The sequence below is a fragment of the Sphingomonas sp. KC8 genome, assembly GCF_002151445.1.
Classification (GTDB): domain Bacteria; phylum Pseudomonadota; class Alphaproteobacteria; order Sphingomonadales; family Sphingomonadaceae; genus Sphingomonas_E.
Genome location: NZ_CP016306.1, coordinates 2371745 through 2396279 on the forward strand (window position 1 = coordinate 2371745; position 24535 = coordinate 2396279).

Annotated in this window: 18 protein-coding genes and 1 pseudogene; 5 read left to right on the forward strand and 14 right to left on the reverse strand. The window is 65.4% G+C overall.

Features of this window, described 5'->3' with window-relative positions; translation table 11 throughout:
- Positions 1-79 precede the first annotated feature (79 nt).
- Both KC8_RS11260 and KC8_RS11265 read right to left on the reverse strand, forming a co-directional pair.
- Entirely contained in the window at positions 80-958 is an 879-nt protein-coding gene (locus tag KC8_RS11260; RefSeq protein ID WP_010126257.1) for a Coq4 family protein, read from the reverse strand.
- Positions 959-971: 13 nt separating this feature from the next.
- Entirely contained in the window at positions 972-2714 is a 1743-nt protein-coding gene (locus tag KC8_RS11265) for an N-acyl-D-amino-acid deacylase family protein (RefSeq protein WP_010126258.1), read from the reverse strand.
- 185 nt (positions 2715-2899) lie between these two features.
- Between KC8_RS11265 and KC8_RS11270 the strand changes: the two genes are divergently transcribed.
- Positions 2900-3625 carry a helix-turn-helix domain-containing protein gene (locus KC8_RS11270; RefSeq protein ID WP_010126259.1) on the forward strand — a complete coding sequence of 242 codons (726 nt, stop codon included), beginning with the start codon at positions 2900-2902 and terminating at the stop codon, positions 3623-3625.
- Here KC8_RS11270 and KC8_RS11275 read toward each other — a convergent pair whose 3' ends face one another.
- The 3 genes and pseudogenes from KC8_RS11275 to KC8_RS11285 all read right to left on the reverse strand — a co-directional run bounded on the left by KC8_RS11275 (position 3626) and on the right by KC8_RS11285 (position 9227).
- Positions 3626-5023 carry an efflux transporter outer membrane subunit gene (locus KC8_RS11275; protein ID WP_010126260.1) on the reverse strand — a complete coding sequence of 466 codons (1398 nt, stop codon included), beginning with the start codon at positions 5021-5023 and terminating at the stop codon, positions 3626-3628. It lies immediately after the preceding gene.
- Positions 5016-8092: pseudogene (locus tag KC8_RS11280) on the reverse strand (efflux RND transporter permease subunit). The gene KC8_RS11275 and the pseudogene KC8_RS11280 overlap by 8 nt, the downstream one beginning before the upstream one ends.
- Position 8093: 1 nt before the next feature.
- Positions 8094-9227, reverse strand: a complete 1134-nt coding sequence (locus KC8_RS11285; RefSeq protein WP_010126263.1) for an efflux RND transporter periplasmic adaptor subunit — start codon at positions 9225-9227, stop codon at positions 8094-8096.
- 97 nt (positions 9228-9324) lie between these two features.
- Here KC8_RS11285 and soxR point away from each other — a divergent pair, with 97 nt between their 5' ends.
- Positions 9325-9786: a redox-sensitive transcriptional activator SoxR gene (gene soxR, locus KC8_RS11290; protein WP_010126264.1), complete on the forward strand. Its 462-nt coding sequence runs from the start codon at positions 9325-9327 to the stop codon at positions 9784-9786.
- 23 nt (positions 9787-9809) lie between these two features.
- On the opposite strand, the gene KC8_RS11295 is transcribed toward soxR, so the two are convergent.
- Positions 9810-11198 carry an aminotransferase-like domain-containing protein gene (locus tag KC8_RS11295; RefSeq protein WP_010126266.1) on the reverse strand — a complete coding sequence of 463 codons (1389 nt, stop codon included), beginning with the start codon at positions 11196-11198 and terminating at the stop codon, positions 9810-9812.
- 79 nt (positions 11199-11277) lie between these two features.
- Here KC8_RS11295 and KC8_RS11300 point away from each other — a divergent pair, with 79 nt between their 5' ends.
- Positions 11278-11742 (forward strand): DUF983 domain-containing protein, encoded by a 465-nt coding sequence (locus KC8_RS11300; RefSeq protein WP_010126267.1) that lies wholly within the window; start codon positions 11278-11280, stop codon positions 11740-11742.
- 27 nt (positions 11743-11769) lie between these two features.
- Here the strand turns inward: KC8_RS11300 and mmsB are convergent, their stop codons facing one another.
- The 5 genes from mmsB to KC8_RS11325 all read right to left on the reverse strand — a co-directional run bounded on the left by mmsB (position 11770) and on the right by KC8_RS11325 (position 17418).
- The gene (gene mmsB / locus KC8_RS11305; protein WP_083831258.1) at positions 11770-12690 is read right to left on the reverse strand and encodes a 3-hydroxyisobutyrate dehydrogenase; all 921 of its coding nucleotides are present in this window, start codon (positions 12688-12690) and stop codon (positions 11770-11772) included.
- Between the two features lie 71 nt (positions 12691-12761).
- Complete coding sequence (locus tag KC8_RS11310) at positions 12762-13538, reverse strand: enoyl-CoA hydratase-related protein (protein ID WP_010126269.1); 777 nt, start codon at positions 13536-13538, stop codon at positions 12762-12764.
- A gap of 36 nt (positions 13539-13574) precedes the next feature.
- A complete protein-coding gene (locus KC8_RS11315) occupies positions 13575-14624 on the reverse strand; it encodes an enoyl-CoA hydratase/isomerase family protein (protein ID WP_010126270.1) in 1050 nt (349 codons plus the stop codon).
- A gap of 37 nt (positions 14625-14661) precedes the next feature.
- Positions 14662-15804: an acyl-CoA dehydrogenase family protein gene (locus KC8_RS11320; RefSeq protein ID WP_010126271.1), complete on the reverse strand. Its 1143-nt coding sequence runs from the start codon at positions 15802-15804 to the stop codon at positions 14662-14664.
- Between the two features lie 117 nt (positions 15805-15921).
- Entirely contained in the window at positions 15922-17418 is a 1497-nt protein-coding gene (locus KC8_RS11325) for a CoA-acylating methylmalonate-semialdehyde dehydrogenase (RefSeq protein ID WP_010126273.1), read from the reverse strand.
- A 112-nt stretch (positions 17419-17530) separates the two neighbouring features.
- On the opposite strand from KC8_RS11325, the gene KC8_RS11330 reads away from it, so the two are divergent.
- Positions 17531-18406 (forward strand): LysR family transcriptional regulator, encoded by an 876-nt coding sequence (locus KC8_RS11330; protein WP_010126274.1) that lies wholly within the window; start codon positions 17531-17533, stop codon positions 18404-18406.
- Positions 18407-18466: 60 nt separating this feature from the next.
- Here the strand turns inward: KC8_RS11330 and KC8_RS11335 are convergent, their stop codons facing one another.
- Positions 18467-20800: a putative bifunctional diguanylate cyclase/phosphodiesterase gene (locus KC8_RS11335; protein ID WP_010126275.1), complete on the reverse strand. Its 2334-nt coding sequence runs from the start codon at positions 20798-20800 to the stop codon at positions 18467-18469.
- A gap of 245 nt (positions 20801-21045) precedes the next feature.
- Between KC8_RS11335 and KC8_RS11340 the strand changes: the two genes are divergently transcribed.
- Complete coding sequence (locus KC8_RS11340; RefSeq protein ID WP_232455522.1) at positions 21046-21738, forward strand: Crp/Fnr family transcriptional regulator; 693 nt, start codon at positions 21046-21048, stop codon at positions 21736-21738.
- Positions 21739-21780: 42 nt separating this feature from the next.
- Here the strand turns inward: KC8_RS11340 and KC8_RS11345 are convergent, their stop codons facing one another.
- Positions 21781-23187, reverse strand: a complete 1407-nt coding sequence (locus KC8_RS11345) for an amino acid permease (protein ID WP_010126277.1) — start codon at positions 23185-23187, stop codon at positions 21781-21783.
- Positions 23180-24523, reverse strand: a complete 1344-nt coding sequence (locus KC8_RS11350) for an MFS transporter (RefSeq protein ID WP_010126278.1) — start codon at positions 24521-24523, stop codon at positions 23180-23182. Before KC8_RS11350 ends, KC8_RS11345 begins: the two co-directional genes overlap by 8 nt.
- Positions 24524-24535 lie beyond the last annotated feature (12 nt).

The following is a 24535-nucleotide window of genomic DNA, read 5'->3' on the forward strand; positions in this document are numbered from 1 at the left end:
AAACGGGCGCTCCGTTGCGTATCATGCAACGAAGCGCCCCAGATTTTCGACCATCACGCCGGATCAACCGGCGGCCCGGTTATTCGGCGGCGGCAGCCATCTGGCCGGGGCCGTCGGAATAACGCGGATCCTGGCTCGCGGCCGTGGTCCATTCCCAATAGCCCGACGGCGGCGCGCCGGTGATGCCATATTCCTCGCGGATATCCTCGATCTTCCAGTCGAGGTGATCGCGCCAGCACACGATCATCAACGGCACCTTCCAGTTCTTGCCCTGCGCCGAACCAATATCCTCGGCTTCCAGCATTTCGGGCATCACCTGCGGGTAATAAAGCCCCATCTTCATCGTCGTCTTGGCCTTGAGATAGGTGCCGACGCGATTGATGAACGAAGCCAGCTCCGGCCGGAAATAGCCATACAGGCTACGCGCATTGGCCGACAGCAGCGCCACTTCCCCGCAGAAGTTGGTCTCGAACCCGGTGATCATATGTTCGATGTCGTGGGTGAACACACGTTCCTTCAGGTAGAAGGTGTAATCGCTGTCGATCTTCATCCCCTGAAAGAAGTGATCGATATTATACCCGCTGTTGGCGAGGAAATCGTAGATCACCGAACCCAGCGTGCCGGGTGCGAAATCCTTCACTTCGTCGACCTTGAAGTCCGACGTGATGCGACGATCCAGCCAGCGCTTGAATTCCGGCAGGCGCTGCTTTTCCTCTTCGAACAGGCGGATGATCGTCGGCATGTCCTCCATCTCGTGCAGGATCTGCGCAACCTGCGGGATGAACGCCGTATTGGGCAGGTCCGCTCCGTTCCGGCGCAGCATTTCCTGCGCGATCAGCGTGCGCAGGCCGCCATGGTTGAGATACCGCGACGAACTGACGAGGACCGAACTTTCGGTCGTGAAGGTGCGCATGCCGCCATTATAATAATCGACATCCGCCTGGCTGACTTGGGCCATGGTAAATCCTCCCTTATTCGGCCGCGACGGCGGCGGGCTGGGCGTCGTTGGCCGGGGCCAGGAACGCGCCCGGCGTGGCGCCGGTATATTTCTTGCCGTCGAACGTCGGCTCGCCATTGACGAGGGTCAGGCGCATCGGTGCGGCCTGACGGGTGAAACGCCAGGTGGTGCCGCCCTTGCCATCGGGCACGTCGAACACCTTTTCCATCTCGCGACGCTGGATTTCATCCATGTTGAACACCGCGATGTCCGCGCGCTTGCCGACCTTGATCTCGCCGCGATCGGCAAGGCCGAAGAAGTTGGCGAGCTTGCCGGTCATGACGTGGACCGCCTGTTCCAGGGTCATCAGCTTTTCGTCGCGGACATATTTGGTGAGCAGCAGGATGTTTTCGCCGCCGCCGCACAGCATCTGGCCGTGCGCACCCGCGTCCGAAATATTGCCGACCGTCATCGGATCGATCATCAGGTCGATCGTCAGCTTCTCGTCCTTGGGGAACGGCGCCATGTGCACCGTCGAACGGGTGCCGTTGGCCAGGATCCAGTCCGCCATCGCATCCGAACGATGCAGCCCCTTGCTGTCGGCATATTCCTTCAGCGTGATGCCGACCGGGCCGGTACCATTTTCGGAATCGAGCAGGAACAGGTCCTGCGGATTGTTCATCGGCGAATGCGGCCAGGCCTTGGTGTCCCAGCTTTCGCGTGCACGGGCACGCCATTCCGGATCGGCCAGCAGGCGGGCCTTTTCGTCATGATCCTCGGCCAGCACCACTTCGTGCCACGCATAATCGTTCGACTGGGCGAAGATCAGCGATTTGATCAGGCTGAGCGTGCTGGTGGGCGAAACGTGGGCGATCCCCGGCCACAGATCATAACCCTTGGCGCGCATGTCGGCGACGCGGGTCTGCATCGGGGCCAGTATATCCTTCTGGAATTCCAGCGTCGGCACGGCGCCGGCAATCTGCATGCGGATGCCGCGACCCTTGGTGAGCCGTTCGAGCCGTTCGAGCGACGCCGGGCCGGTCTTGCGCATGAAGGTGTCGATGATGACCTGATAGGTCGCCGCCGGATAACGCTGCAGCACTTCGAACAATGCCTCGAACTCGGCATCGTCGGCCACCAGCGTCGGGATCGGACGGTTCTGGCCGTCATGATCGTGCAGATTGTCCGACATGCCCAGCGCACCGGCGGCCAGCGCATCATCGAGCAATTCGGCCATGCGGCGGATTTCTTCCGGTGTCGCCACGCGATCCCACGCTTCAACGCCCAGCACGGCGAGGCGGATGGCGATATGGCCGACGAAGGCGGCGTAGTTCGCCGGCACCTTCAGCTTGCCGACCATCGACGCCTTATATTCGGACCATTTGCTCCAGTCCCACGGCAGATGTTCGAGGAACGGGCCTTCGGGAATATCTTCGAAGAAGGAGAAGATCTTGATCATCTCCAGCTGGGCCGCCTTGTCCGGGTGCAGCGGGGCGGCGGTGAAGCCGCAATTGCCGAGAATCACCGTCGTCGCGCCATAGCCGGGCAGCGGATCAAGGTCGGGCTGCCACCACATCGTCGCGTCGAAATGGGTGTGGCTTTCGATGAAGCCGGGGGTGACATGGCAGCCTTCGGCGAAATGGACGCGCTCGCCATCGGGTTTCAGGTCAGCGCCGATCTCCGCGATCGTGCCATTCTTGATACGGACATCCGCGCGATAGGCCGGCGCGCCGGTGCCGTCGACAACCGTACCGCCCTTGATGAGAATATCGGACATAGACCTCTCTCTCCATGTGGGTCGCCTGATGGCGAGCTTGTTCTGGCGCGGCGGACTCGGGCCACCGGCTTGAATTGGAGAATATGCTTGTGCGGATTTGATGATAGCTCCATTCCAAGACAATGGATCATCCAGCGACCTCAGATAGCTCACCTGACGATACCATCTCGAAAGAGACGGAAGCGATGCTCGCCACCTTGCGCCGCGCGCTGCGGGCGGGCGGATGGACGCAGGCGCGGTTGGCGGAATCGCTGGGTGTCGGCACCGCGACGATCAAGCGCTGGCTGCATGGGCGCGGGCTGACGCTGACGACGATGGAACGGCTCTGCACCATTGCCGGCATCGGCATCGCCGATCTGATCGAGGACAGCCGCGGCCCCGATGCCGGGCACCTGACTCTGGCGCAGGAAGAGGCGCTGGGCCGCGATCCGGCACTGTCGAACATGTTCTTCCTGATCCTGAACGGCTGGCCACCATCCGAAGCGGTGGAATCCTTCGCGGTGCCCCCTGAGGAGGCCGAGGAGCAGGTGAACAAGCTCGAACGGCTGGCGCTGATCGATCGCCTGCCCAGCGGCCGGCTGCGCGCGCGGCTCGATCCGGCGCATGTGTGGCAGCGCGAACCGCTGCGCCGTCACTTCGATCGCCAGCTCAAGCAGCATTTCTTCACGCTCGACTATGGATCACCCGAAACGATCTTCGGGGCGGAAACGGTCAAGCTGTCGCCGGTCGGCGTGGCCCGCCTGCGTGAACGACTGCAGACGCTGCGGCTTGAATTGCGCGCGATCGAAAAACAGGATCGGCGGACGGCGGCGCTACCCGGCGAATGGTATGCCGTGCTGGCCGTCGCCCGCCCGATGAAGCCGATCGCCGAATTCAACCGCCGCGCGCGCAGCCGGGGCGATCAACTCTGATCACTGGTCCGCTGCCATCTCCCACCCGCCGCCAAGCGCCTTGAACAGATCGATCCGGGCGGAACCAAGCCGCTGCGTGGATTCCGCCAGTGCAGCGCGCGCGTCCGTCCAGTCGCGCTGCGTCACCAGCAGGTCGAGATAGGAGATCGAACCCGCGCGATAGCGTGCGTTTGCCAGCCGGTATGCGGTGTCCGCACTGCCCCGCGCCTGGACGAGTGCGCGGTTGCGTTCGTCTTGCGCCGCATAGGTCGCCAGCGCCTGTTCGACTTCCTTGAGTGCGCCCAGCACCTTGCCGTCGAACGTCGCCAGCGCCGCATCCCCCTGTGCTTCGGCCTGCCGGATGCGGGCGCGGGCCACGGCGATGTTGGGAAAGCTCCACGATAGCAGCGGGCCGACCGCAAAGGAAAAGGCATCTGCCCCGCGCACCGCATCGTTGCGCAGATAATTTGCCGAACCGCCAAAACTGATGCGCGGATACAGATCGGCCATGGCCACGCCGATCCGTGCGGTATCCGCCGCCAGCCGGCGTTCGGCTTCGCGCAGGTCCGGCCGACGACGCAGCAGTTGCGCGCCATCACCGATCGGCAGCAACGCCACCGGCACAGGCGGCGCGGCGCATTGCAGCGCTTCGGCCGGCACACCCGATGGCGTTTCTCCAATCAGCGCGGCCAGTTCGAACAGGGCCACGCGTCTTTCTCCATCGATCGGCGCGATGGCGGCGCGCGCGTTGGCCACCGCGGTGGCCGCGCGCTCGACATCCAGCCGCCCGGCCGATCCGGCCTTTTCCTGCGCCGTAACCAGTTTCAGGCCGTCTTCGGCGATGACCAGCGATTCGCGCGCCACCGCTGCGGCATCCGCAAACGAACAGGCATTGGCATAAGCCCGCGCGGTTTCCGCAGCGACGGTAACGCGCACCGCATCGCGCACCGCCGCCACCGCCTGCGCATCCGCCTGCGCCGCTTCGATCGCCCGGCCGACGCGGCCGAACAGATCCGCCTCCCACGATACCGCAAGGCCGCCGGTATACGTCCACTGCCGCGACGATGCCCCTGCCTGGCCGCTTTGCCCGTCGCCATAGGCAGCCCCCCCCGAAAGCGCGGTTTGCGGCAGGCGGCCCGCGCGGGATTCGCCCAGCACCGCACGGGCGCGGTCAAGATTTGCGGCCGCGACCCGCAGATCGGTGTTCGCCGCAAAGGCCCGGGCGATCAGCCGGTCGAGCACGGGATCGTCATAGATCCGCCACCACCGATCGGGCAGCGGCGCGGTCGAATCGGTCGCCGGTGCGGCCGTGACAAATCCGGCGGATGCCGCCACCCGTGATGCCGGCGGGCGATATTCTGGGCCGGCCGCACAGGCCGCCGTCAGCAATGGCAGCAGCAGAAAGGCGGGGTTACGCATGGGCCACCTCCGCCGCCTGCAACTCCCGTTCACGGGCAGATGCCGCCGCAACCCGGTGATCGCGCGCGATCAAGCTGTAGATCGTCGGCAGCACGAACAAGGTGAACAGGGTGCCGATCAGCATCCCCATCACCACGACGATGCCGATCGCAAAGCGGCTGGATGCGCCCGCCCCGCTGGCGAACAACAGCGGCACCAATCCCGCCACCATCGCCGCCGTCGTCATCAGCACCGGCCGCATCCGCACGGCGGCCGCCTGCCGGATCGCGGCGGTGCGATCCAGCCCTTCGCTATGCTGCATCTCGTTGGCAAACGTCACCATCAGGATGCCATGTTTGGAAATCAGCCCGATCAAGGTGACCAATCCAATCTGTGTGTAAATGTTGAGCGTGGCGAAACCGAGCCAGATCGGCACCAGCGCACCGCACACCGCCAGCGGCACGGTGACCAGGATCACCAGCGGATCGCGGAAACTTTCGAACTGCGCGGCCAGCACCAGGAAGATCACGATCAGTGCAAAGCCGAACGATACCGTCAGCCGGTCGCCTTCCGTCACATATTGGCGGCTGTCGGATAGCCAGTCGACCGTGGTGCCCGCCGGCAAAGGCTGGCTTTTCAGGAAATCCACTGCCTGCCCCATGGTAACGCCAGGGGCGAGCACGGCGGACAGGGTGGCCGAGTTCATCTGGTTGAACTGCGGCAGGCGGTTCGCCTCGGGCCGCATGTCGATCCGCATCACCGTCGCCAGCGATACCAGTTGGCCCGACGATGCCTTCACATAATAACGGCCAAGATTATCGGGCGTCAGCCGCTGATCGGCCGGCACCTGCGTGATCACGTCATAGCTGCGATCATGCCAGTTGAACCGGTTGATGAATTTTCGCCGACGAGGATCGCGAGCGTGTCGGCGATCGCCTCCATCGTCACGCCCATCTCGCCCGCCTTGGCCCGGTCGATCGTCAGCCGCGCTTCGGGGCTGTCGAACGCAAGGTCGCTGTCGACGAAGGCGAACAGCCCGCTGCCCCACGATGCCCCTTTGATCTGTTCCATCGCGGCATATAGCGCGGGGAAATCATCCGACGACCGGATCACCATCTGAACGGGCAGCCCCCCGCTCGACGCCGGCAGGGCCGGCGCCTGGAACGATGCGGCATAGACGCCGGTGATGCCGGCCCCCTGCTGGTTGAGCTGCGCCTGAATATCGTCGGCGCTGCGATCGCGATCGGCCCATTCCTTCAGGATGACGCCGCCAAAACCGTTGTTCGCGCCGTCGGTGCCATTGTCGAACCAGCTGCTGACATATTCGGGCAATTGCCGGAACATGCGTTCGACCTCGTTGGCGTAGCGCGCGGTATAATCGACATTGGCATATTGCGGCGCCTTGGTCTGGACGAAGACATAGCCCTGATCCTCCTGCGGGGCGAGTTCGCGCCGCGCGCCGGTGAACAGTACGACGATCGCCACCAGCACCGCCAGGCCGACCAGCAACACCGCGCGCCGCGCCGCCAGCGTGCCATCAAGCAGCCGGCCATAGCCTTCGGTCAGCCGTCCCATGCGATGTTCGATCGCCTGCGCCAGCCGCCCTTCGGCAACCTTGGAATGGAGCAGCCACGAACTCATCATCGGCGACAGGGTGAGCGCGACGACGCCCGATACGATCACCGCCCCCGCCAGCGTGAAGGCGAATTCGCGAAACAGCGCGCCGGTCAGCCCGCCCATCAGGCCGATCGGCGCATAGACCGCCGCCAGCGTGATCGTCATCGCGATCACCGGGCTGACGATTTCGCGCGCGCCGACCAGCGCTGCCGCCACCGGCGACAGCCCTTCTTCGATATGGCGGTGGATATTTTCGACGACGACGATCGCATCGTCGACGACCAGCCCGATCGCCAGCACCATCGCCAGCAGCGTCAGCAGGTTGAGCGAAAAGCCGAACGCCAGCATCAGCGCCGCCGTACCGACCAGCGACAGGGGGATCGTCACCACCGGGATCACCACCGCGCGCAGCGACCCCAGAAACAGGAAGATCACGACCACCACGATCAGCACCGCTTCGATCAGCGTGCGGACGACCTCGTCGATCGATGCGTTGACGAAATGGGCCACGTCGAACTGGCTGATCACCTTCAATCCGGGCGGGGCGACACGCTGCATATCGGGCAGCAGCGCCTTCACCGCCTTCACGATTTCCAGCGGGTTGCCGTCCGGCGTCGGCGAAATCGCGATCGTCACGGCGCGGTGGCCGCTCGACATCGCGCTGCTGTCGTAATTCTGGCCGCCAATTTCGACGGTCGCGACATCGCCCAGGCGAACCAGCCCGTCCGCCCCGCTTTTGACGACCATGGCGCGAAAATCCTCCACCCCGGTCAGATCGGTCGCGGCGGTGATGTTGATCGCGGTATCGCGGCCTTTCAGCCGGCCGGGCGCCGCCTGTACATTGTTCGCCCGCAGCGCGGCAGCCACATCGCCGGCGGAAAGGCCGCGCGCCGCCAGCCGCACCGGATCGACCCAGATTCGCATCGCCAGCGTCTGCCCGCCGGAAATTTCGGCGGACGCGACGCCGGGGACAGCCGTGATCAGTGGCTGCGCCACCCGCGACGCGAAATCGGTGATCTGCGGCACCGACAGCGTATCGCTGACGAAAGCGATATACTGCACCGCCGATGCGCCATCGGTGATCTTGGTGATCACCGGATCGTTCGCGCCGGCCGGCAACCGGTATTTCACCTGCTGCACCTTGGCCAGCACCTCGGTCATCGAACGATCGGCGTTCGCGTTGAGCACCAGCTTCGCCTTGATCTGGCTTTTGCCCTGGCTCGATGTCGAGGTAAGATATTCGATGCCGTTCGCGGTCGCGATCGCCTGCGCGATCGGGGTCGTCACGAAACCCTGCATCACCTGCTGCGTCGCGCCCGGAAAACCGGTGTCGACGACGATCGTGGCGCTTTCCATGTTGGGATATTCGCGCACCGGCAACGCAACCAGCGCGCTACCGCCAACCAGCAGGATCAGCAGGCTGACGACGATCGACAGGATCGGACGGCGAATGAACAGATCGGTGAAGGCCATCTTACTGCCCCTTGCCCGTCGCCATTCGCGTCACCCGCAATTCCGCGCCCGGCTGGACGCGCAACTGGCCTTCGGACACGACGACATCGCCCGGCTTCAGCCCGCTCGTCACCACCACCTTGTTGCCGAAACGGCGGCCGGTCGTCACCGCCACGATATCGGCCTTGCCCTGCCGGGTGGCGTTGGCCCCGCGCACGACGATGACGCTGTCACCCGATGCCGACGTCTGGATCGCGGTCGTCGGCACCACCAGCGCGCCCTGCTGCGGCGGCAGATCCAGCGCGGCGGTGACATACATGCCCGGCCGCAATGCGCGATCAGGGTTGGCCAGCGTCGCCTGCACCAGGATATTGCGGCTGTCGTCGCCGATCCTGGGTTCGATGGCGGTGACGCGCGCGGCAAAGCTGCGGCCCGGCCACGCATCCGCAGTGACGCGGACGACCGCCCCCACCTGCAACCGCGCCAGATTCTGCTGCGGCACCGCAAAATCAACATAGAGCGTGTCCAGCGCCGTCAGGGTCGCGATCGCATCGCCAGGGCTGAGATATTGGCCCAGGTTGATACGGCGCAGGCCAAGTTCGCCGGCGAACGGCGCGCGCACCTGTTTCTGTGCGATCCGCGCGTCGAGCTGCTGGACGGCGGCCACCGCCTGATCCCGTTCGGCCTGCCGCTGCTGCAACAGATCGCGCGATTCGGCGCCCAGCGGGGCCAGTTCACGCGATCGGGCGAGCTGTGCGCCGGCCAAATCGGCCCGGGCCTGCGCGGCCCTGCGGTCCGCCCGCTCAGGCGCATCATAAAGCTGGACGAGCAACGCCCCGGCCCCCACCCGGTCGCCAGCGGCAAACCGGATCGCAACGACGCGGCCCGCCACTTCGGGAGCCAGCAGCACTTCGCGCACCGCCCGCAACGATCCCACCGCTTCAAGGGCGACGGGCACCTCGGTCGGGGCGGCCACCACCGCGGCAACGGCCACCGCCGGCGGCGCCATGGCCGCAGGCGGCGCCATCCGCACCGCCCGCCATGCGTAAAGCGCGCCGAAGATCAGGATGATCGCCGCGCCGGCCCACAGGATCGGCCGCATTCCGCGCCGGGGCGCGCTTATGGTGACGCGATCATGGCCATCCGCAGAAGCCATATCGAGGTTTGACGGTTGCAGGGGGAACACTCCCTTGTTTGAATCAGGAGCGCCCCTATAAAACCTCAACCTTAGTTGAGGTAAAGAGGAAAAAGCGGTGACGCGGCTGACGCGGGAACAAATATTGCGCGATCTCAGCGTCGGAGAGGTCGCCGCGCGATCGGGCGTGCCTGTTTCGACGCTCCATTTCTACGAAGCCAAGGGACTGTTGTGGAGCGATCGAACCGCCGGCAACCAGCGCCGTTACGGCCGGGGGGTGCTGCGCGCCATCGCGATCATCAAGGTGGCGCAACGCGCCGGCATCCCGCTCGCCACGATCCGCGACAAATTCGCGGCGTTTCGATCGACCAGCAAGATCACCACCGCTGATTGGGAACGCCTGTCGACCGAATGGCGCGACGAACTGGACGACCGGATCGCACGGCTGACCCGCCTGCGCGATCAGATGAGCGGCTGCATCGGTTGCGGCTGCCTGTCGGTGGACGAATGCCCGTTGCGCAACCCGGGTGACGAACTGGCCGAAAGCGGCCCCGGCGCGCGCCTGCTTGATCCCGATTGATCCGCTGACCGGCATCACCCCGGTCAGATCAGCGGATGCACCCGCGATACCCCGCGCCGGATCAGCGCTTCCAGCCGTTCAAACGCACGCCGCAACCGTTCATGATCGATCGCCCCGCCGATCGAAATGCGCACGGCGGGTTCGGCCTCGTTCTTGCGGATCGCGAACGCTTCGCCGGGAACGATCGACAGGCCGGCGGGCCGCACGGTCGACGCCAGTTCCGCCGCGCTGACCGCCCCGTTCAGCCGCAGCCAGACATGATAGCCTTCGGGATGCGCGGCATGATCCAGCCCCGTCAGAAATGGCGCGGCGATCCGCTGCCGGGCGATCCCTTCATGGCGCACCGCTTCGACCAGGCGGGTAAACGTGCCGTCGCGCATCCAGACGGAGACAAGCGCGGCGTTCAGCGGCGGGGCCATCACCGCGGTTTCGTGCACGTCCGCCCCCAGCCGCCACGCATCGCGCGACGATGGCGCGCGGACATGGGCAACGCGCAACACCGGCGAAATGACCTTCGATACGCTGGCGATATGCCAGGTCCGTTCGGGCGCCAGCAGGCCAAGCGGCGGCAACGGATTGGCCGGCAACTGGCCATAGGCGTCATCCTCGATGATCGTCAGGCCATGGCGGCGCGCGACTGCGGCAATGGCGTGGCGGCGATCCAGCCCCAGCGTCGCCGTGGTCGGATTGTCGTTGGTGGGAACGACATACACCGCGCCGGCGCCGGCCCCGGCCCCGGCCGCCGCCGCCAGCGCGTCCGGGTCCAGCCCCTCGCCATCGCCCGCCACCGGCAGCACCCGCAAGCCGAACCGCGCGGCCAGCGCCAGCATGCCGGGATAGGTGTGTGATCCCGCGCATATCGTGTCACCCGCCGCCAGCACCGTGCCGAAAATCGCATGCAACGCATTCTGCCCGCCGGACGTGATCACCACATCATCCTCGGTCGATGGCATGCCGCGGGCGCTGAACGCGTCGGCCGCCGCCTTGCGATCATGCAGGCCGCCGCCGCTCGGCTGATATTGCAGCAGCGGTGATTGCCCACCGGCGCGCAACAGGCCCGTCATTCCGGTACGGATCGCATCGGGCAGCAACGAGAATCCGGGCTGCGGCGGCATGTTCATGCCGGTGTCGCCCGGTTCGTCGATCGAGGGCGCGGCCACGGTCGCGTTCCTGACATAACTGCCCAGCCGCCCCGCGCCCTCGATCAGCCCCGCTTCGCGCGCAATGCCATAAGCCCGCGTCACCGTCGTCAGGTCGACATTGAGCAGGCCGGCCAGATCGCGCTGCGGCGGCAGCCGTTCGCCCGGGCGCAGCAGGCCGGTCCGGATCGCCTGTTCCAGCGCATCGGCAATGGCGAGATATTTCGGGCCGGCCTGCCCGTCCACGCGCGGCAGCCAGTTATGTATGGCCATTTCTGCCGCCTATGTATGGTTGTTGCTACCGTACAATAGGCATACATCCCGCGCAATATATCATGCTGGAGTGAGAGCCATGGTGGCCGAGCAGGAAGCGGGCGTCGCAATCGAAGGGGACAAGCAATGGCCCCGGCTTGAACCGATCAGCACCGGCATCCGCGGCCGTTGCCCGCGCTGCGGACAAGGCCATTTGTTCAAGAGCTTCCTGAAACTGGCCGATGGCTGCGACGTGTGCGGGCTAAGCTATGCTTTCGCCGATCCGGCCGATGGCCCGGCCTTCTTCGTGATCATCTTCGGCTGCGTGCCCGCCGTCACCTTTGCCCTGTTGCTGGAAATCGCATGGACGCCGCCCTTGTGGGTGCATCTGGCGACGTCCGTGCCCTTCCTCATCCTGACCTGCGTGTTGCCGCTACGCCCGTTGAAAGGCTGGCTGGTGTGCAGCCAGTTCTTCTTCAAGGCCCGCGAAGGGCGGATCGCCGAACCGTGGCACCCTTATGGTGCCGATGGCCCGGCGGTGATGCCCGCCAAGAACCCCTGGTGATCGGCCCGATAATGCACGGCCCCGGCGTCAGCCCTTGTCGCCACCCAGCAACTTGATGATCGCGGAAAAATCGAAACCCGCACCACCACCATTGACGAACGCCTGATACAGCGCGCCGGCGGCGGCCCCCATCGGCACGCTGGCGTCGGCGCCCTGCGCCGCTTCGATCGCCAGCTTCATGTCCTTCAGCATCAATGCCGCCGCGAACCCGCCCTGATAGCCGTTATCGGCGGGCGTTTGCGGGCCGACGCCGGGCAGCGGGCAATAGCTGGTCATCGACCAGCTCTGCCCCGATGCCTTGGACGAGATATCGTAGAAAGTCTGCGGATCGAGGCCCAGTTTCTGCGCCAGCAGGAACGCCTCGCACGTCGCGACCATCGTCGCACCCAGCAGCATGTTGTTGCAGATCTTGGCGGCCTGCCCCGATCCCAGCGGCCCGGCATGGATCACCGCCTTGCCCATCTTAGCGAGAATCGGTTCGGCGCGGGCGAAATGTTCGTTCGAACCGCCCACCATGAAGGTCAGCGTGCCGCCGTTCGCCGCCGCGATCCCACCCGAAACGGGGGCATCGACCATGGCGAGGCCCTTGGCCTGCGCGGCCGCCCCCACCGCCTTGGCGGATGCCACGTCGATGGTGGAACAATCCAGCAGCAGCGCGGTGCCGGGGACAGCCGCGAACACATCGCCTTCGTAAACGGCCCGCACATGCTTGCCGGCGGGCAGCATGGTGACGACATATTCGGCGTCCGCCACCGCCTCGGCCGCCGTTGCGGCAGGCAGGCAGCCGGCGGCCCTGGCGCGATCCAGCGCTTCGGCCGACAGATCAAAGGCCCGCACATCGTGCCCCGCCTTGGCGAGGTTCGCGGCCATCCCGCCGCCCATATTGCCCAGCCCGATGAAACCGATGCGTGCCATTTCAATCTCTCTCCAACCTGTCCGCGCCCGCATCGGGTGTAACCGGGAGCGTTCCGAGACCGCCCCCGGCCCCCGGCCGATCCGCTATGCGTGATTCAGAACTCTTATTTGCCCGTCCAGTTGCCCGGCCGCTTTTCGACGAACGCCGTCATCCCTTCGGCCTTGTCGTCGGTCGCGCACAGGCCGTTGAACAGGCGGCGTTCGAACAAGATGCCTTGCGCCAAGCCGGTTTCGAACGCGGCGTTCACCATTTCCTTGTTGGCGATGGCGGCCAGCGGCGGCATCGCGGCGATCTGCTGGGCGGCCTTCAGCGCTTCTTCCACCAGATCGGCGGCGGGGATGATCCGCGCGACAAGGCTGGCGCGTTCGGCTTCCACCGCATCCATCATCCGCCCGGTCAGGCACATTTCCATTGCCTTGGCCTTGCCCACCGCGCGCGTCAGCCGCTGCGATCCACCCATGCCCGGCGCCACGCCCAGCTTGATTTCAGGCTGGCCGAACTTGGCGGTATCCGCCGCCAGGATGAAATCGGCCATCATCGCCAATTCGCATCCGCCGCCCAGCGCGAAGCCCGCGACCGCCGCGATCCAGGGCTTGCGCGTTGCCGTCACCTTTTCAAATCCGGCGAAGAAATTTTCGGCGAACATCGCGCCAAAGCCCTTGGGCTGCATTTCCTTGATGTCGGCGCCGGCGGCAAATGCCTTTTCGCTGCCCGTCAGCACCGCGCACCGCTGCGACGGATCGGCATCATAAGCGGCAAAGGCCGCGATCAGATCGGCCAGCACCTGGGTGTTGAGCGCGTTCAGCGCCTGGGGCCGGTTGAGCCGGATCAGCGTGACAGCACCGTGCGTTTCAACCAGCAGCGTTTCATAATCGGCCATCAAAATTCCTCCTTTGGGGTCCGCTGGCGACGTGGCTCAAAGCCGCACCGGCGTCCATTCCTCGCTCTCACCCAAGGGCGCGAAAATCTGGTCGATCAGATGATCGCTCACGCCTTCGGCAGTCGCCGGGTCCCAGCGCGGGGCATTATCCTTGTCGATGATCAGCGCGCGCACGCCTTCGATGAAATCATGGCGCTGGCACAGATGCGTCGCGACCCGATATTCGACGCGCATCTCATCGGCGAAATCCGCATGGTCGCGCCCCTGCGCCAGCAGCCTGAGCGAAACCTTGCAGGTGGTGGGCGATTTGGTGGCGAGCGTCGCCAGTTCCTTGCCCGCCCATTCCGAACCATCGGCCTTGAGCGCGGCGATCACGCCTTCCAGCGTATCGGCGGCGAACAGCCGGTCGATCTTTTCGCGGTTGCCGCTGATCCGTGCGGGCGGCGGCGCTTCGGCGGTGTCGGCCAGAATGACGTCCACGCCATCGGGATCGGCGATGATCGCAGCCTTCAGCGCATCGAGTTTCTCGCTCGCCACATAATGGGTCGACAGCCCGAGCGCTGCGCACTCCGCCCCGTCGATCCGCGCGCCGGTGAGCGCGAGAAACGCGCCGGTGCGCCCCGGCAGGCGCGACAGATACCAGCCGCCGCCGACATCGGGGAACAGGCCGATCCCGCTTTCGGGCATGGCATACATCGTCCGTTCGGTGGCGATGCGGTACTTGGCAGGCTGCGAAATGCCGACGCCGCCGCCCATGGTGATCCCGTCCATGAACGCGATCACCGGCTTGGCATAGGTGAACAGCAGGTGGTTCAGCTGATATTCGCGGTGGAAGAAAGCGCGCGCGGCAACCCCATCGTCCGCCCCGCTTTCGGCGATCATGCGGATATCGCCGCCCGCGCAGAAACCACGGCCCTCGGCATGATCGATCATCACCAGCCGGATCGCCGGATCGGCGCGCCACGCGACCAAGGCGTCGATCATCGCGTCGCACATCGGCTGGTTGAGTGCGTGGATCGCCTTGGGCCGGTTGAGGCGGATGCGGCCGACAGCGCCTTCGACCTGAAAAAGAACCTCGTCCGTCATGCTACCTCTTTCCATTCCCGCAACCAGTGCCGTGCGCTTACTGCCGCGTCATTTCGCGCGCGATGATGACGCGCATGATCTCGTTGGTGCCTTCCAGAATGCGGTGGACACGCAGATCGCGGAAAAAGCGTTCGACCGGATAATCCTGCAAATAGCCATAGCCGCCATGCAGTTGCAGCGCGCGATCGACCACGCTCGATCCGGTATCCGTCGCCAGCCGTTTGGCCATCGCCGCGAATTTGGTGCGATCGGCCGCCCCCGCCGTCACCTTGGCCGCCGCCACGTAAAGCAGCATCCGCGCCGCCTGCAATTCGGTTTCCATGTCGGCCAGGGTGAACTGGGTGTTCTGGAAATCGAGGATGCGCTGCCCGAACTGGCGGCGCTCGCCCGTATAGCGCAGCGCTTCATCCAGACAGCGTTGCGCCCCGCCCAGCGAACAGGCGCCGATATTCAGCCGCCCGCCATCCAGCCCCGACATGGCGATCTTGAACCCCTCGCCTTCCTTGCCGACCAGATTGTCCACCGGCACGCGGACACCATCGAAATTGACCTGCGCTGTCGGCTGCGATCGCCAGCCCAGTTTCTTTTCCTGCGCGCCGAACGAAACGCCCGGCATGTCCTTGTCGATCACCAGGCAGCTAATGCCCTTGGGGCCATCCTCGCCGGTGCGGACCATGGTGACGTAGAGTTCGTTTTCGCCGCCACCCGAAATGAACGCCTTGCTGCCGGTCACGATGTAATGATCGCCATCGCGCACCGCCTTCGTTTTCAGCGCGGCGGCGTCCGATCCCGAACCCGGTTCGGTCAGGCAATAGCTGGCAATCTTGTCGCAGGTGACAAGGCTGGGCAGATATTTGGCCTTCACCGCATCGCCGCCGAACCGGTCGATCATCCACGCGCCCATATTGTGGATCGAAATGAACGCGGATGTGGACGGACAGCCATAGGCCATCGCCTCCATGATCAGCGCCGCTTCCAGCCGACCCAGCCCGATCCCGCCGGCTTCCTCGGACACATAGATCGCGCCGAAACCCAGCTCGGCCGCCGCCTTCACCACATCGCGCGGGAAATGATGCTCCTCATCCCACTTCGCGGCGTGGGGCGTGATCGCATCGGCGGTGAATTTCTGCGCCATCTCCTGGATCGCGCGCTGGTCCTCGGTGAGGTCGAACTGGGTCATGATGCTTCCTAACACGCCCTCTCCCACCGGGGGGAGAGGGTCAGGATGCGGGCAAGGGCCGTCTGAACCTGTCAGGCGACGATCACCCGCCTCCGCACGCAACGAAACGGCTATGTCTTATCCCATCGTCGGGATGACGAACGCGTTGCCGCCATCGGCCGAACCATCGGGCCAGCGCGCGGTGACGGTTTTCACCTTGGTCCAGAACTTCACGCCTTCCATGCCGTGCTGGTTGGTGTCGCCGAACGCCGAACGCTTCCACCCGCCGAAGGTGTGGTACGCCACCGGCACCGGGATCGGCACGTTGATGCCGACCATGCCGACATTGACGCGCGCCGCAAATTCGCGCGCGGCGTGGCCGTTGCGGGTGAAGATCGCGACGCCGTTGCCATATTGGTGTTTGGACGGCAGCGCGACGGCTTCCTCGAAATCCGCCGCGCGCACGATCTGAAGGACCGGGCCGAAGATTTCTTCCTGGTAGGTGCGCATCCCCGTCTTCACATGATCGAACAGGGTCGGCCCGACGAAGAAGCCGTTTTCATGCCCCTGCAGGGTGAAGCCACGGCCATCGACCACCAGTTCGGCACCTTCATCGACGCCCATCTGGATGTAATTTTCGATCTTCGCCTTGTGCGCGGCGGTGACGACCGGGCCATAATGCGCGTCCGGATCGGTCGATACGCCAACGCGCAGCGCCTCGATCGCCGGGATCAGCTTGGCCTTCAGCCGCTCGGCCGTGTCTGCGCCCACCGGCACAACAACAGGCAGCGCCATGCAGCGTTCGCCGGCTGAGCCGAAGGCAGCACCCGCCAGATCGTTGACCACCTGATCGAGATCGGCGTCAGGCATGACGATGCCATGGTTCTTGGCCCCGCCCATCGCCTGCACGCGCTTGCCGGCGGCCACGCCGCGCTGGTAAACATAATGCGCGATATCCGACGATCCGACGAAGCTGACGGCGGCGATATCGGGATGGTCGAGAATCGCGTCGACCATCTCCTTGTCGCCCTGCACCACGCTCAGGATGCCATCGGGCAGGCCTGCTTCCTTGAACAGTTCAGCCAGACGCACCGGCACCGAAGGATCGCGTTCCGACGGCTTCAGGATGAACGCATTGCCCACCGCGATCGCCACACCCGACATCCACAACGGGATCATGCCGGGGAAGTTGAACGGGGTGATGCCGGCGCCGATGCCCAGCGGCTGGCGCATCGAATAGACGTCGATGCCCGGCCCCGCGCCCTGCGTATATTCGCCCTTCAGCACATGCGGGATGCCGCAGCAGAATTCGATCACTTCCAGCCCGCGCTGGATATCGCCCTTGGCGTCGGCGATCACCTTGCCATGTTCGGATGACAGCATGTGGGCCAGTTCGTCCATATGCTGTTCGACGAGCGCCTTGAAATTGAACATCACGCGGGCGCGGCGCTGCGGGTTGGTGGCGGCCCAGGCGGGTTGCGCGGCCTTGGCGGCATCCACCGCCTTCTGCAATTCAGCCGCCCCGCCCAGCGCCACGCGCGCCTGCACCTGGCCCGAATTGGGATCGAAGATGTCGCTGTGGCGGGTGCCGCCGGCGGCGGATGCGCCCCCGATGAAATTTTCGACGATGCGCATGGCTGGCATTCCTCTCAATATCTTGTCCCGGCCTCCCTCCACCATCGGGGAATTGCACGCAAGGGCGCAAGTGTGCAGGGATGACCTGCATTTTTGCAGGGGTTGGCACGATATGTTCGATTGGGATGACCTGCGCATTTTCCTGGCCGTCGCCCGCGCCCGCAAAGTGGCGCCCGCCGCGCGCACGCTGGGGATCGACGCCACCACCATCGGCCGCCGGCTGACCCGGCTGGCAAGCGGCCTTGGCGCGCCCTTGTTCGAAACGATCGGCGGCGAACGGCAATTGACCCCGCGCGGCGAGGCACTGTTCGCCCATGCCGAAACGATCGAAAGCGCAGCGCTTGCCGCAATGGGCGAAATCGGCGGCGATGCGCGCAGCCTATCAGGACAGGTGCGCCTCAGCGTGGCCGAAGGGTTCGCCAGCTGGGTGCTGGCGCCCGCCTTGCCCGCCTTTCACCGCGCCAATCCCGACATCCGCGTCGATCTCGTCACCGCGTCGGGCTTCCTCAACCCATCCAAGCGCGAAGCGGACATGGCGGTGATGCTGGCGCGGCCGCGCACCGGCCGGCTGGTGGCGGTAAAACTGGGCGATTACGCCCTCGGCCTCTATGCCGCGCGCGCCTATCTGGCGGATCATCCGGCGCCCGCGCAGATCGAAGATCTCACCGCCCACAGCCTGATCGGTTATGTGCCGGAATTCATTTACGCGCCCGAGCTGGATTATCTCGGCGAAATCGGCAGCGGGCTGGAAGCGCGATTACGCAGCACCAGCATCAACGTGCAGCACCGCATGATCGCGGCGGGCGCCGGCATCGGCGTGCTGCCCGCCTTCATCGCCGATCGCGATCCGGCACTGGTGCCGCTATTGCCCGACACCGCGACGATCCGCCGCAGTTTCTGGCTCGTCACCCACAGCGACGTTCGCCGCCTCGCCCGGATCGAAGCCGTCGCGGCCTGGCTGAAGGCATGCGTCGCGGCGCTGGGGTGAAGCGATTTCGAAGCGGATGAGATCATCCGCTGACTCGGAAATCGCGACCGGCTGATACCCTTATCCCGCCAGCCGTGCGCCATAATCGAAGCGCTGGCCGACCAGCGCCAGCGTTTCAACGAACGGCACCGGGCGGCCGAACAGATAGCCCTGGATGCGGTGGCAGCCCAGATCGCGCATCCGTTCGAAATCGGCGACGGTTTCCACCCCTTCGGCGGTGATCGTCATGCGGAAGCTGTTGGCCAGCGACACGATCGCGCGGATGATCGATACGGTTTCGCTGTGCCGGGCGGCGTCACGGACGAACGATCCATCGATTTTCAGTGTATGGAAGATCGTCTTGTTGAGGTAGCCGAGCGACGAATAGCCCGTCCCGAAATCATCAAGCGCAATCCCCACGCCGATCGAACGCACGCGGCGCAGCACGTCCAGCGATCCGTCGGTATCGCTCATGAACACGCTTTCGGTGACTTCCAGTTCCAGCCGCGACGGTTGCAGCCGGGCGGCCGCCAGCGCATCGCTGACCGCATTGGGCAAGGCCGGCAGCACCAGCTGGCGCGGGCTGACATTGACCGCGACATGGATATGTTCGGGCCAGTTGGCCGCATCCTGACACGCCCGGCGCATCACCCATTCGCCGATGTCCGCGATCAGGCCGGTATCTTCGGCGATCGGGATGAACACCGCCGGTGAAATCATGCCGCGTTCGGGATGCCGCCAGCGCAGCAACGCTTCGAAGCCGACCACCGCCTGCGTGCCCGCCGACACCACCGGCTGATAATGAACCTCGAACTGATCGTGCTTCAGCGCCTGGCGCAGATCATGTTCCAGCCGCAGCCTGTCATCCGCATCGTTCTGCATCCGCTGATCGAAATGCACCAATGCACCGCGACCGCGCGATTTCGCCTTGTACAGCGCCAGATCCGCCTTGATCAGCAGATCATCCACCGCATCGCCGTCGATCGGCGCGAACGCGCAACCGATCGACATGCCGATGCGGATTTCAGCCGATGGCAATTGTATCGGCTGGGCGACCACGTCGATCAATTTCAACCCAAGCTGTTCCACTGCCTGGCGGCTCTGGCCGTCTGGCAAAATCACCGCGAACTCATCGCCGCCGACCCGGCCGATCCGTCCACGATCGCCGATTTCGGCCTGAAGCCGCTGGGCAATCGTGCGCAGCACCTCATCCCCTTGCGAGTGGCCGAAACTGTCGTTGACCGGCTTGAACCCGTCGAGGTCGAGGAACATCAGCGCGCACGGCTGATTCTGCGCCACCGCGCGGGCGATGCCGTCGGTGAACAGTTCGCGCATATGCTGGCGGTTGGGCAGGCCGGTCAGAACGTCGATCCGCGCCAATTGGGTCAGCCGATCCTGGCTGCGGCGAATGTCGGTGATATCCGATCCGACACCGCGGAACCCGTGAAACCCGCCGTCGGCGGCAAAAATCGGGCTGCCCGACAGCGAAATGAAGCGCAGCCCCTGCGCTGCCTGCACTTCCATCTGCACGCCCGAAAACGGTTCGCGCGCCACCAATGCCGTGCCCAGCCCCGCATCCCCGCCCAGCACGACGGGCAGCGACTGGCCGATCAGTTGCGTGGTCGATCGACCGAGCAGGCTGGACATGCGCGGCGACACATAGGTCAGTTGGTTGGCGGCATCGATCTGCCACAGCCAGCCGGCGCCCTGATCCTCATATTCCTTCAGCAGCAGCGAAATGGTTTCGCGCCGCGCCGTTTCGTCGACGGCCGCCGCCATGAAACGCGACAGCAGCCGTTCGATCGTCAAGCAGCCCGTCAGCACGACCGCGACATAACCGGCCAGCAGCACGAGCGCGACGCCGATGGCGATATCCCCGGCCATATGCAGGCCCCAGACCAGCGCCGCCGCCAGCACCACCACCCACACGGCCGCGGCCAGCGGCACCAGTGCTAGCAGAAACGCGCCGGCCATCATCGTCGCCATCGCGCCCGCCAGCATCACCTGCGTCTGGGGCGGCTGGCCGGCAAAGGCGAATAGCGGCAGTATCGACCACAGCCCGGCATGGATCGCCGCTTCGAACACCGTCCAGTAAGGCGAACGCAACCATTCCGCATGGCCGTAGCCTGCCGCCCGCCGGCGCGCGCGGACGATCACGATGTTGGCGACCACGATCAGTCCGGCCCAGGCCGACAAGGTGATCAGCGATACCGCGTCCCGCAACCCCCACAGCACCACCAGCGCACAGGTGACGCTGAGCGCCGCCATCCAGGGCGCCACGCGCCACAGCGCTTCGATCCGTGGATCGCCGGCACCGGCATCCGCTGCGATTCGGCCACGCAACGTACCCTGGCTGCCGCTGGCAGGGGCATCGGCAAGATCCGAAGACGGAACTTTCAGCAACACATGACGCATCCATCACCAGTCGACGTAATTTGCAGGCAGTCTAACCAAACAAGCTTTGCCGATCGTTAATCCGATGCTGCGAATTATGATCTTGGGATGACGGGCTTTCATCTGTTGGGCTATGCTGTGACGACGATCACAGCCCGATGCGGCGAACGGAACTAGAAGGTGATTCGTCGCGCCACCGTGTTGCGTTTGGGGCGCGGCGCAGTTGTTTTCCCGTTCGCGCGCATCGGCCGGCAAGATGAAGGCCCATGCCTATGAACGTCCAGGAAATCGCCGCGATGCTGCCGCCCAATTCGGTGCTGGCGGCCTGCTCCACCGACGAACTGGCCGATCTGCTCGCATCGTGCAGCATGCATTCGATGAAGGTCGGCGAAACGATTCTGCGGCAGGGTGATGATGGCGATGCCGCGGTCGTCATTCTGGGGGGCATCGCCAGGGTCAGCATGATCGCGCCCAACGGTCAGGAAATCGTGCTCGATTATGCCGAACGCGGGGCGGTGCTGGGCGAGATCGCCCTGCTTGATGGCCTGCCGCGCACCGCATCAGCCACTGCGCGTTATGCCGGCCGCTATCTGCGCATCGGCCGCGCCGCATTCGAGCGCCTCGTGGAAAACCACCCCAAGGTGGCCTTGCGCATGTTGCGCGATATGGCACGGCGGCTGCGCGATACCGACATGACGATCGAAACCGATCGCGCCTTTGCCACAGGCCCGCGCCTGGCGCGCTTCCTCAAGCGGCTGACCGACAAGAACACCGACGGCCACCGCCTCGAAGGCGATCTCAGCCAGGGCGAACTCGGCAATTTCGTCGGGATGAGCCGCGAAAATATCAACCGTCAGCTCGCCGCATGGGCCGAAGCCGGGGTGATCGAACTGGCCAATGGCCGTGTCCGCATCGTCGACGATGCCTATCTGGCGCAGCTGGCCGAAGCCGGCGACTGATCGGCATCGTCGGGGCGGCGGACCGGCGATGCGCCAATCCGATCAGGCGCGGCCCGCGCGCCTGATTGCGTAAACGGCACAGCACAAAAGCAGCCATGGCACGCCGACCATCACCGCCGTGCTCCAGAACTCACTATCCAGCGCCATCGTCACCAAAATCGCGAAAAGCAGCGCCAGCCCGGCCAGCTGGAGCACCGGGTATAAGGGCGCGCGCACCGCACGCGCGGCATCGGGCGATGCCTTGCGGAACCGCAAATGGGTGACGAGGATCGCGATCCAGGTAAACAACCCGCCGAACAGCGAAATGCCGACCAGATATTGAAACGCGCGTGGGCTGAACAAGGCGATTCCCGCCGCGATCACCACGCCGACGCTGGACAGCACGGTCGCGCGCACCGGCACGCCGCGCGCGCTCAGCACGCCCAGCCCCGCCGGCACATGGCCCGCGCGCGCCAGCGAAAAAACCATGCGGCTGGCCATATAGAGGCTGCTGTTCATCGCCGACAGCGCCGCACTCAACACGACGAAGTTCATCACATGGGCGGCGGCGGGAAAGCCGAAACCGGCGAACACTTTGACGAACGGGCTTTGCGTCACCAGTTTCGCGCCACTTTCCGTCCACGGCACGATCGCGACGATGATCCCGATCGCCAGAATGTAGAACAGCACCAGCCGGATCAGCATCGTCTTCATCGCGTGCGGCACCGATTTCTGCGGATCTTCCGCCTCGCCCGATGCCACCGCGATCATTTCGATCCCGAAAAAGGAAAAGATCGCGATCAGCACCGCCATCCACACCCCGCCAAAACCGAACGGCAGCGGCCCGCCCGCGACGAAATAATTGTCGATGCCCTTCGCCGGCACGCCCAGCCCCAAGATACTGGCGAGGCCGAACAGGATGAAGGCGATGATCGCCGTCACCTTGATCGCCGACAGCCAATATTCGACGCTGCCGAAATTGCCGATCGCACGCGTGTTCACCCACAATATTCCCGCCCCGAACGCGGCGGTCGACACCCATATCGGCAGGCCGGGAATCCAATATTCCATATAATGGCCGATCGCCACGGCTTCGCTGCCGATCAGGATCACCATCGTCGCCCAATAGGTGTAGCGCACGACGAACCCGGCCAGCGGCGACACATATTGTTCGGCATAGGTGCCGAACGATCCCGCCGTCGGATGGGCGACCGCCATTTCGGACAGGCTGTACATCACGACCAGCGCGATCGCGGCGGCGATGATGTAGCTGAGCAATACCCCCGGCCCGGCATAACCCACCGCAAGGCCGCTGCCCATGAACAGCCCGGTGCCGATCGCGCCGCCAATACCGATCATCGTCAACTGCCGCTGGCTCAGGCCGCGCTGCAATCCGCCTTCGCGCGATTCCACCCCGGCGGCCGTTTCCGGCGTCGGGACATGCGGCGCGCCACTCACAACATCATGCATCGCTTTTCGCCATCCCTGCCTGCATTCGTGTCACCGCGCGCGTTGGCGGGTGCCGGTCGACCAGCGCCACGCCCAATGCGATACCGATGATCGCGACCCCGATCATCGTGAAGAATAACGCAGGCCCACCCGGCAACCCAAGCACCAGCCCGGCGCCCAGCGCGCTTGCGATCGCGCCGATGCGGCCGATGCTCGCCGAATAGCCGATTCCGGCCGCGCGGCATTCGACCGGGAACACCGCCGCCGCAAGGCCATACAGCATCACCTGCACCGCGACGATGCCCGCGCCCGCCGCGCCCACGCCGATCAGGATCGCGCCCGGCGCCACGCCCGGCGCGTACAACAGCCACGCCCATGCGCCCGTCGCGGCCAGCGCAACCGCGCATACCAGCAGCAAGGTGGGCCGGGATCCCAGCCGCGGGACGGCCCATGTCGCCGCGAACGACGCCAGCACCCCGCACAGGTTGAAGATCATCGCCCCGCGAATCGCCTGCGCCAGCGGAAATCCGGCGCCCGACAGCAGCACCGGAATCCAGCTGAGGCATGCGTAAAGCGCCAGCATCGACGCGAAAAAGGCGATGCCCAGCCCGATCGCCGATCGGGTCAGCGGTGCGGCATATACCCCGCCCCCGCCGGCAATCGCGGGCGGCGGTGCGAAATTTCCGCTGAACATCCCGCCCGCCCTGGCCAGCAGCACCGCAATCCGTGCATCCGCCCCGCCCTTGCGCGCCAGGAAGATCGGGGATTCCGGCAGCCCCCGCGCCATGATCAGCGCCAGCGCCAGCGGCAGCCCCCCGCCCAGCGCGAACGCCGCGTGCCAGCCAAATGCGGGTATCAGCCACGATGCCAGCGCCGCGCCGATCATCCCGCCGCACGGCACCGCCACGATCACCGCCGTCACCGCATAGGCCCGCAGCCGCGCCGGCATCCATTCGGCAACCAGCGCGGTGGCATTGGGCACCGCCGCCCCCAGCCCCAGCCCGGTGATGAAGCGCAGGATCGCAAACTGGGTGACGGTGCCGACAAACGCCGTCAGCATCGCCGTCACGCCGAACCAGATGACGCTGGCGATCAAGGCTGGCCGCCGACCGATCCGGTCGCCGATCGCGCCGCCAACCCCGGTGCCGATCGCCATGCCCACCAGCGCCGCCGCCATCGCCGGGGCAAGCGCCGCCGTCGTCAGCCCCCAGTCCTTCAGGATGGCCGGCCCGGCAAAGGCCGCCAGCTGGATATCGAACCCGTCGAGCAGGATGATCCCGCCGACCAGCGCCAGCAGCCGCCGGTGGAAGGCGCCTACGGCCAAACCTTCCACCGCGTCCTGAACCGGAATGGCCACCCCCTTGGCCCC

Bases quoted from the DNA above. Each gene is read 5' to 3' on its own strand.
- KC8_RS11345 (WP_010126277.1), bottom strand. From the start codon at position 23,187: ATGCATGATGTTGTGAGTGGCGCGCCGCATGTCCCGACGCCGGAAACG.
- KC8_RS11325 (WP_010126273.1), bottom strand. From the start codon at position 17,418: ATGCGCATCGTCGAAAATTTCATCGGGGGCGCATCCGCCGCCGGCGGC.
- KC8_RS11320 (WP_010126271.1), bottom strand. From the start codon at position 15,804: ATGACCCAGTTCGACCTCACCGAGGACCAGCGCGCGATCCAGGAGATG.
- KC8_RS11300 (WP_010126267.1), top strand. From the start codon at position 11,278: ATGGTGGCCGAGCAGGAAGCGGGCGTCGCAATCGAAGGGGACAAGCAA.
- KC8_RS11285 (WP_010126263.1), bottom strand. From the start codon at position 9,227: ATGGCTTCTGCGGATGGCCATGATCGCGTCACCATAAGCGCGCCCCGG.
- KC8_RS11310 (WP_010126269.1), bottom strand. From the start codon at position 13,538: ATGGCCGATTATGAAACGCTGCTGGTTGAAACGCACGGTGCTGTCACG.
- KC8_RS11265 (WP_010126258.1), bottom strand. From the start codon at position 2,714: ATGTCCGATATTCTCATCAAGGGCGGTACGGTTGTCGACGGCACCGGC.
- mmsB (WP_083831258.1), bottom strand. From the start codon at position 12,690: ATGCGGGCGCGGACAGGTTGGAGAGAGATTGAAATGGCACGCATCGGT.
- KC8_RS11335 (WP_010126275.1), bottom strand. From the start codon at position 20,800: ATGCGTCATGTGTTGCTGAAAGTTCCGTCTTCGGATCTTGCCGATGCC.
- KC8_RS11275 (WP_010126260.1), bottom strand. From the start codon at position 5,023: ATGCGTAACCCCGCCTTTCTGCTGCTGCCATTGCTGACGGCGGCCTGT.
- KC8_RS11295 (WP_010126266.1), bottom strand. From the start codon at position 11,198: ATGGCCATACATAACTGGCTGCCGCGCGTGGACGGGCAGGCCGGCCCG.
- KC8_RS11260 (WP_010126257.1), bottom strand. From the start codon at position 958: ATGGCCCAAGTCAGCCAGGCGGATGTCGATTATTATAATGGCGGCATG.
- KC8_RS11315 (WP_010126270.1), bottom strand. From the start codon at position 14,624: ATGACGGACGAGGTTCTTTTTCAGGTCGAAGGCGCTGTCGGCCGCATC.
- KC8_RS11330 (WP_010126274.1), top strand. From the start codon at position 17,531: ATGTTCGATTGGGATGACCTGCGCATTTTCCTGGCCGTCGCCCGCGCC.
- KC8_RS11270 (WP_010126259.1), top strand. From the start codon at position 2,900: ATGCTCGCCACCTTGCGCCGCGCGCTGCGGGCGGGCGGATGGACGCAG.
- KC8_RS11340 (WP_232455522.1), top strand. From the start codon at position 21,046: ATGCCTATGAACGTCCAGGAAATCGCCGCGATGCTGCCGCCCAATTCG.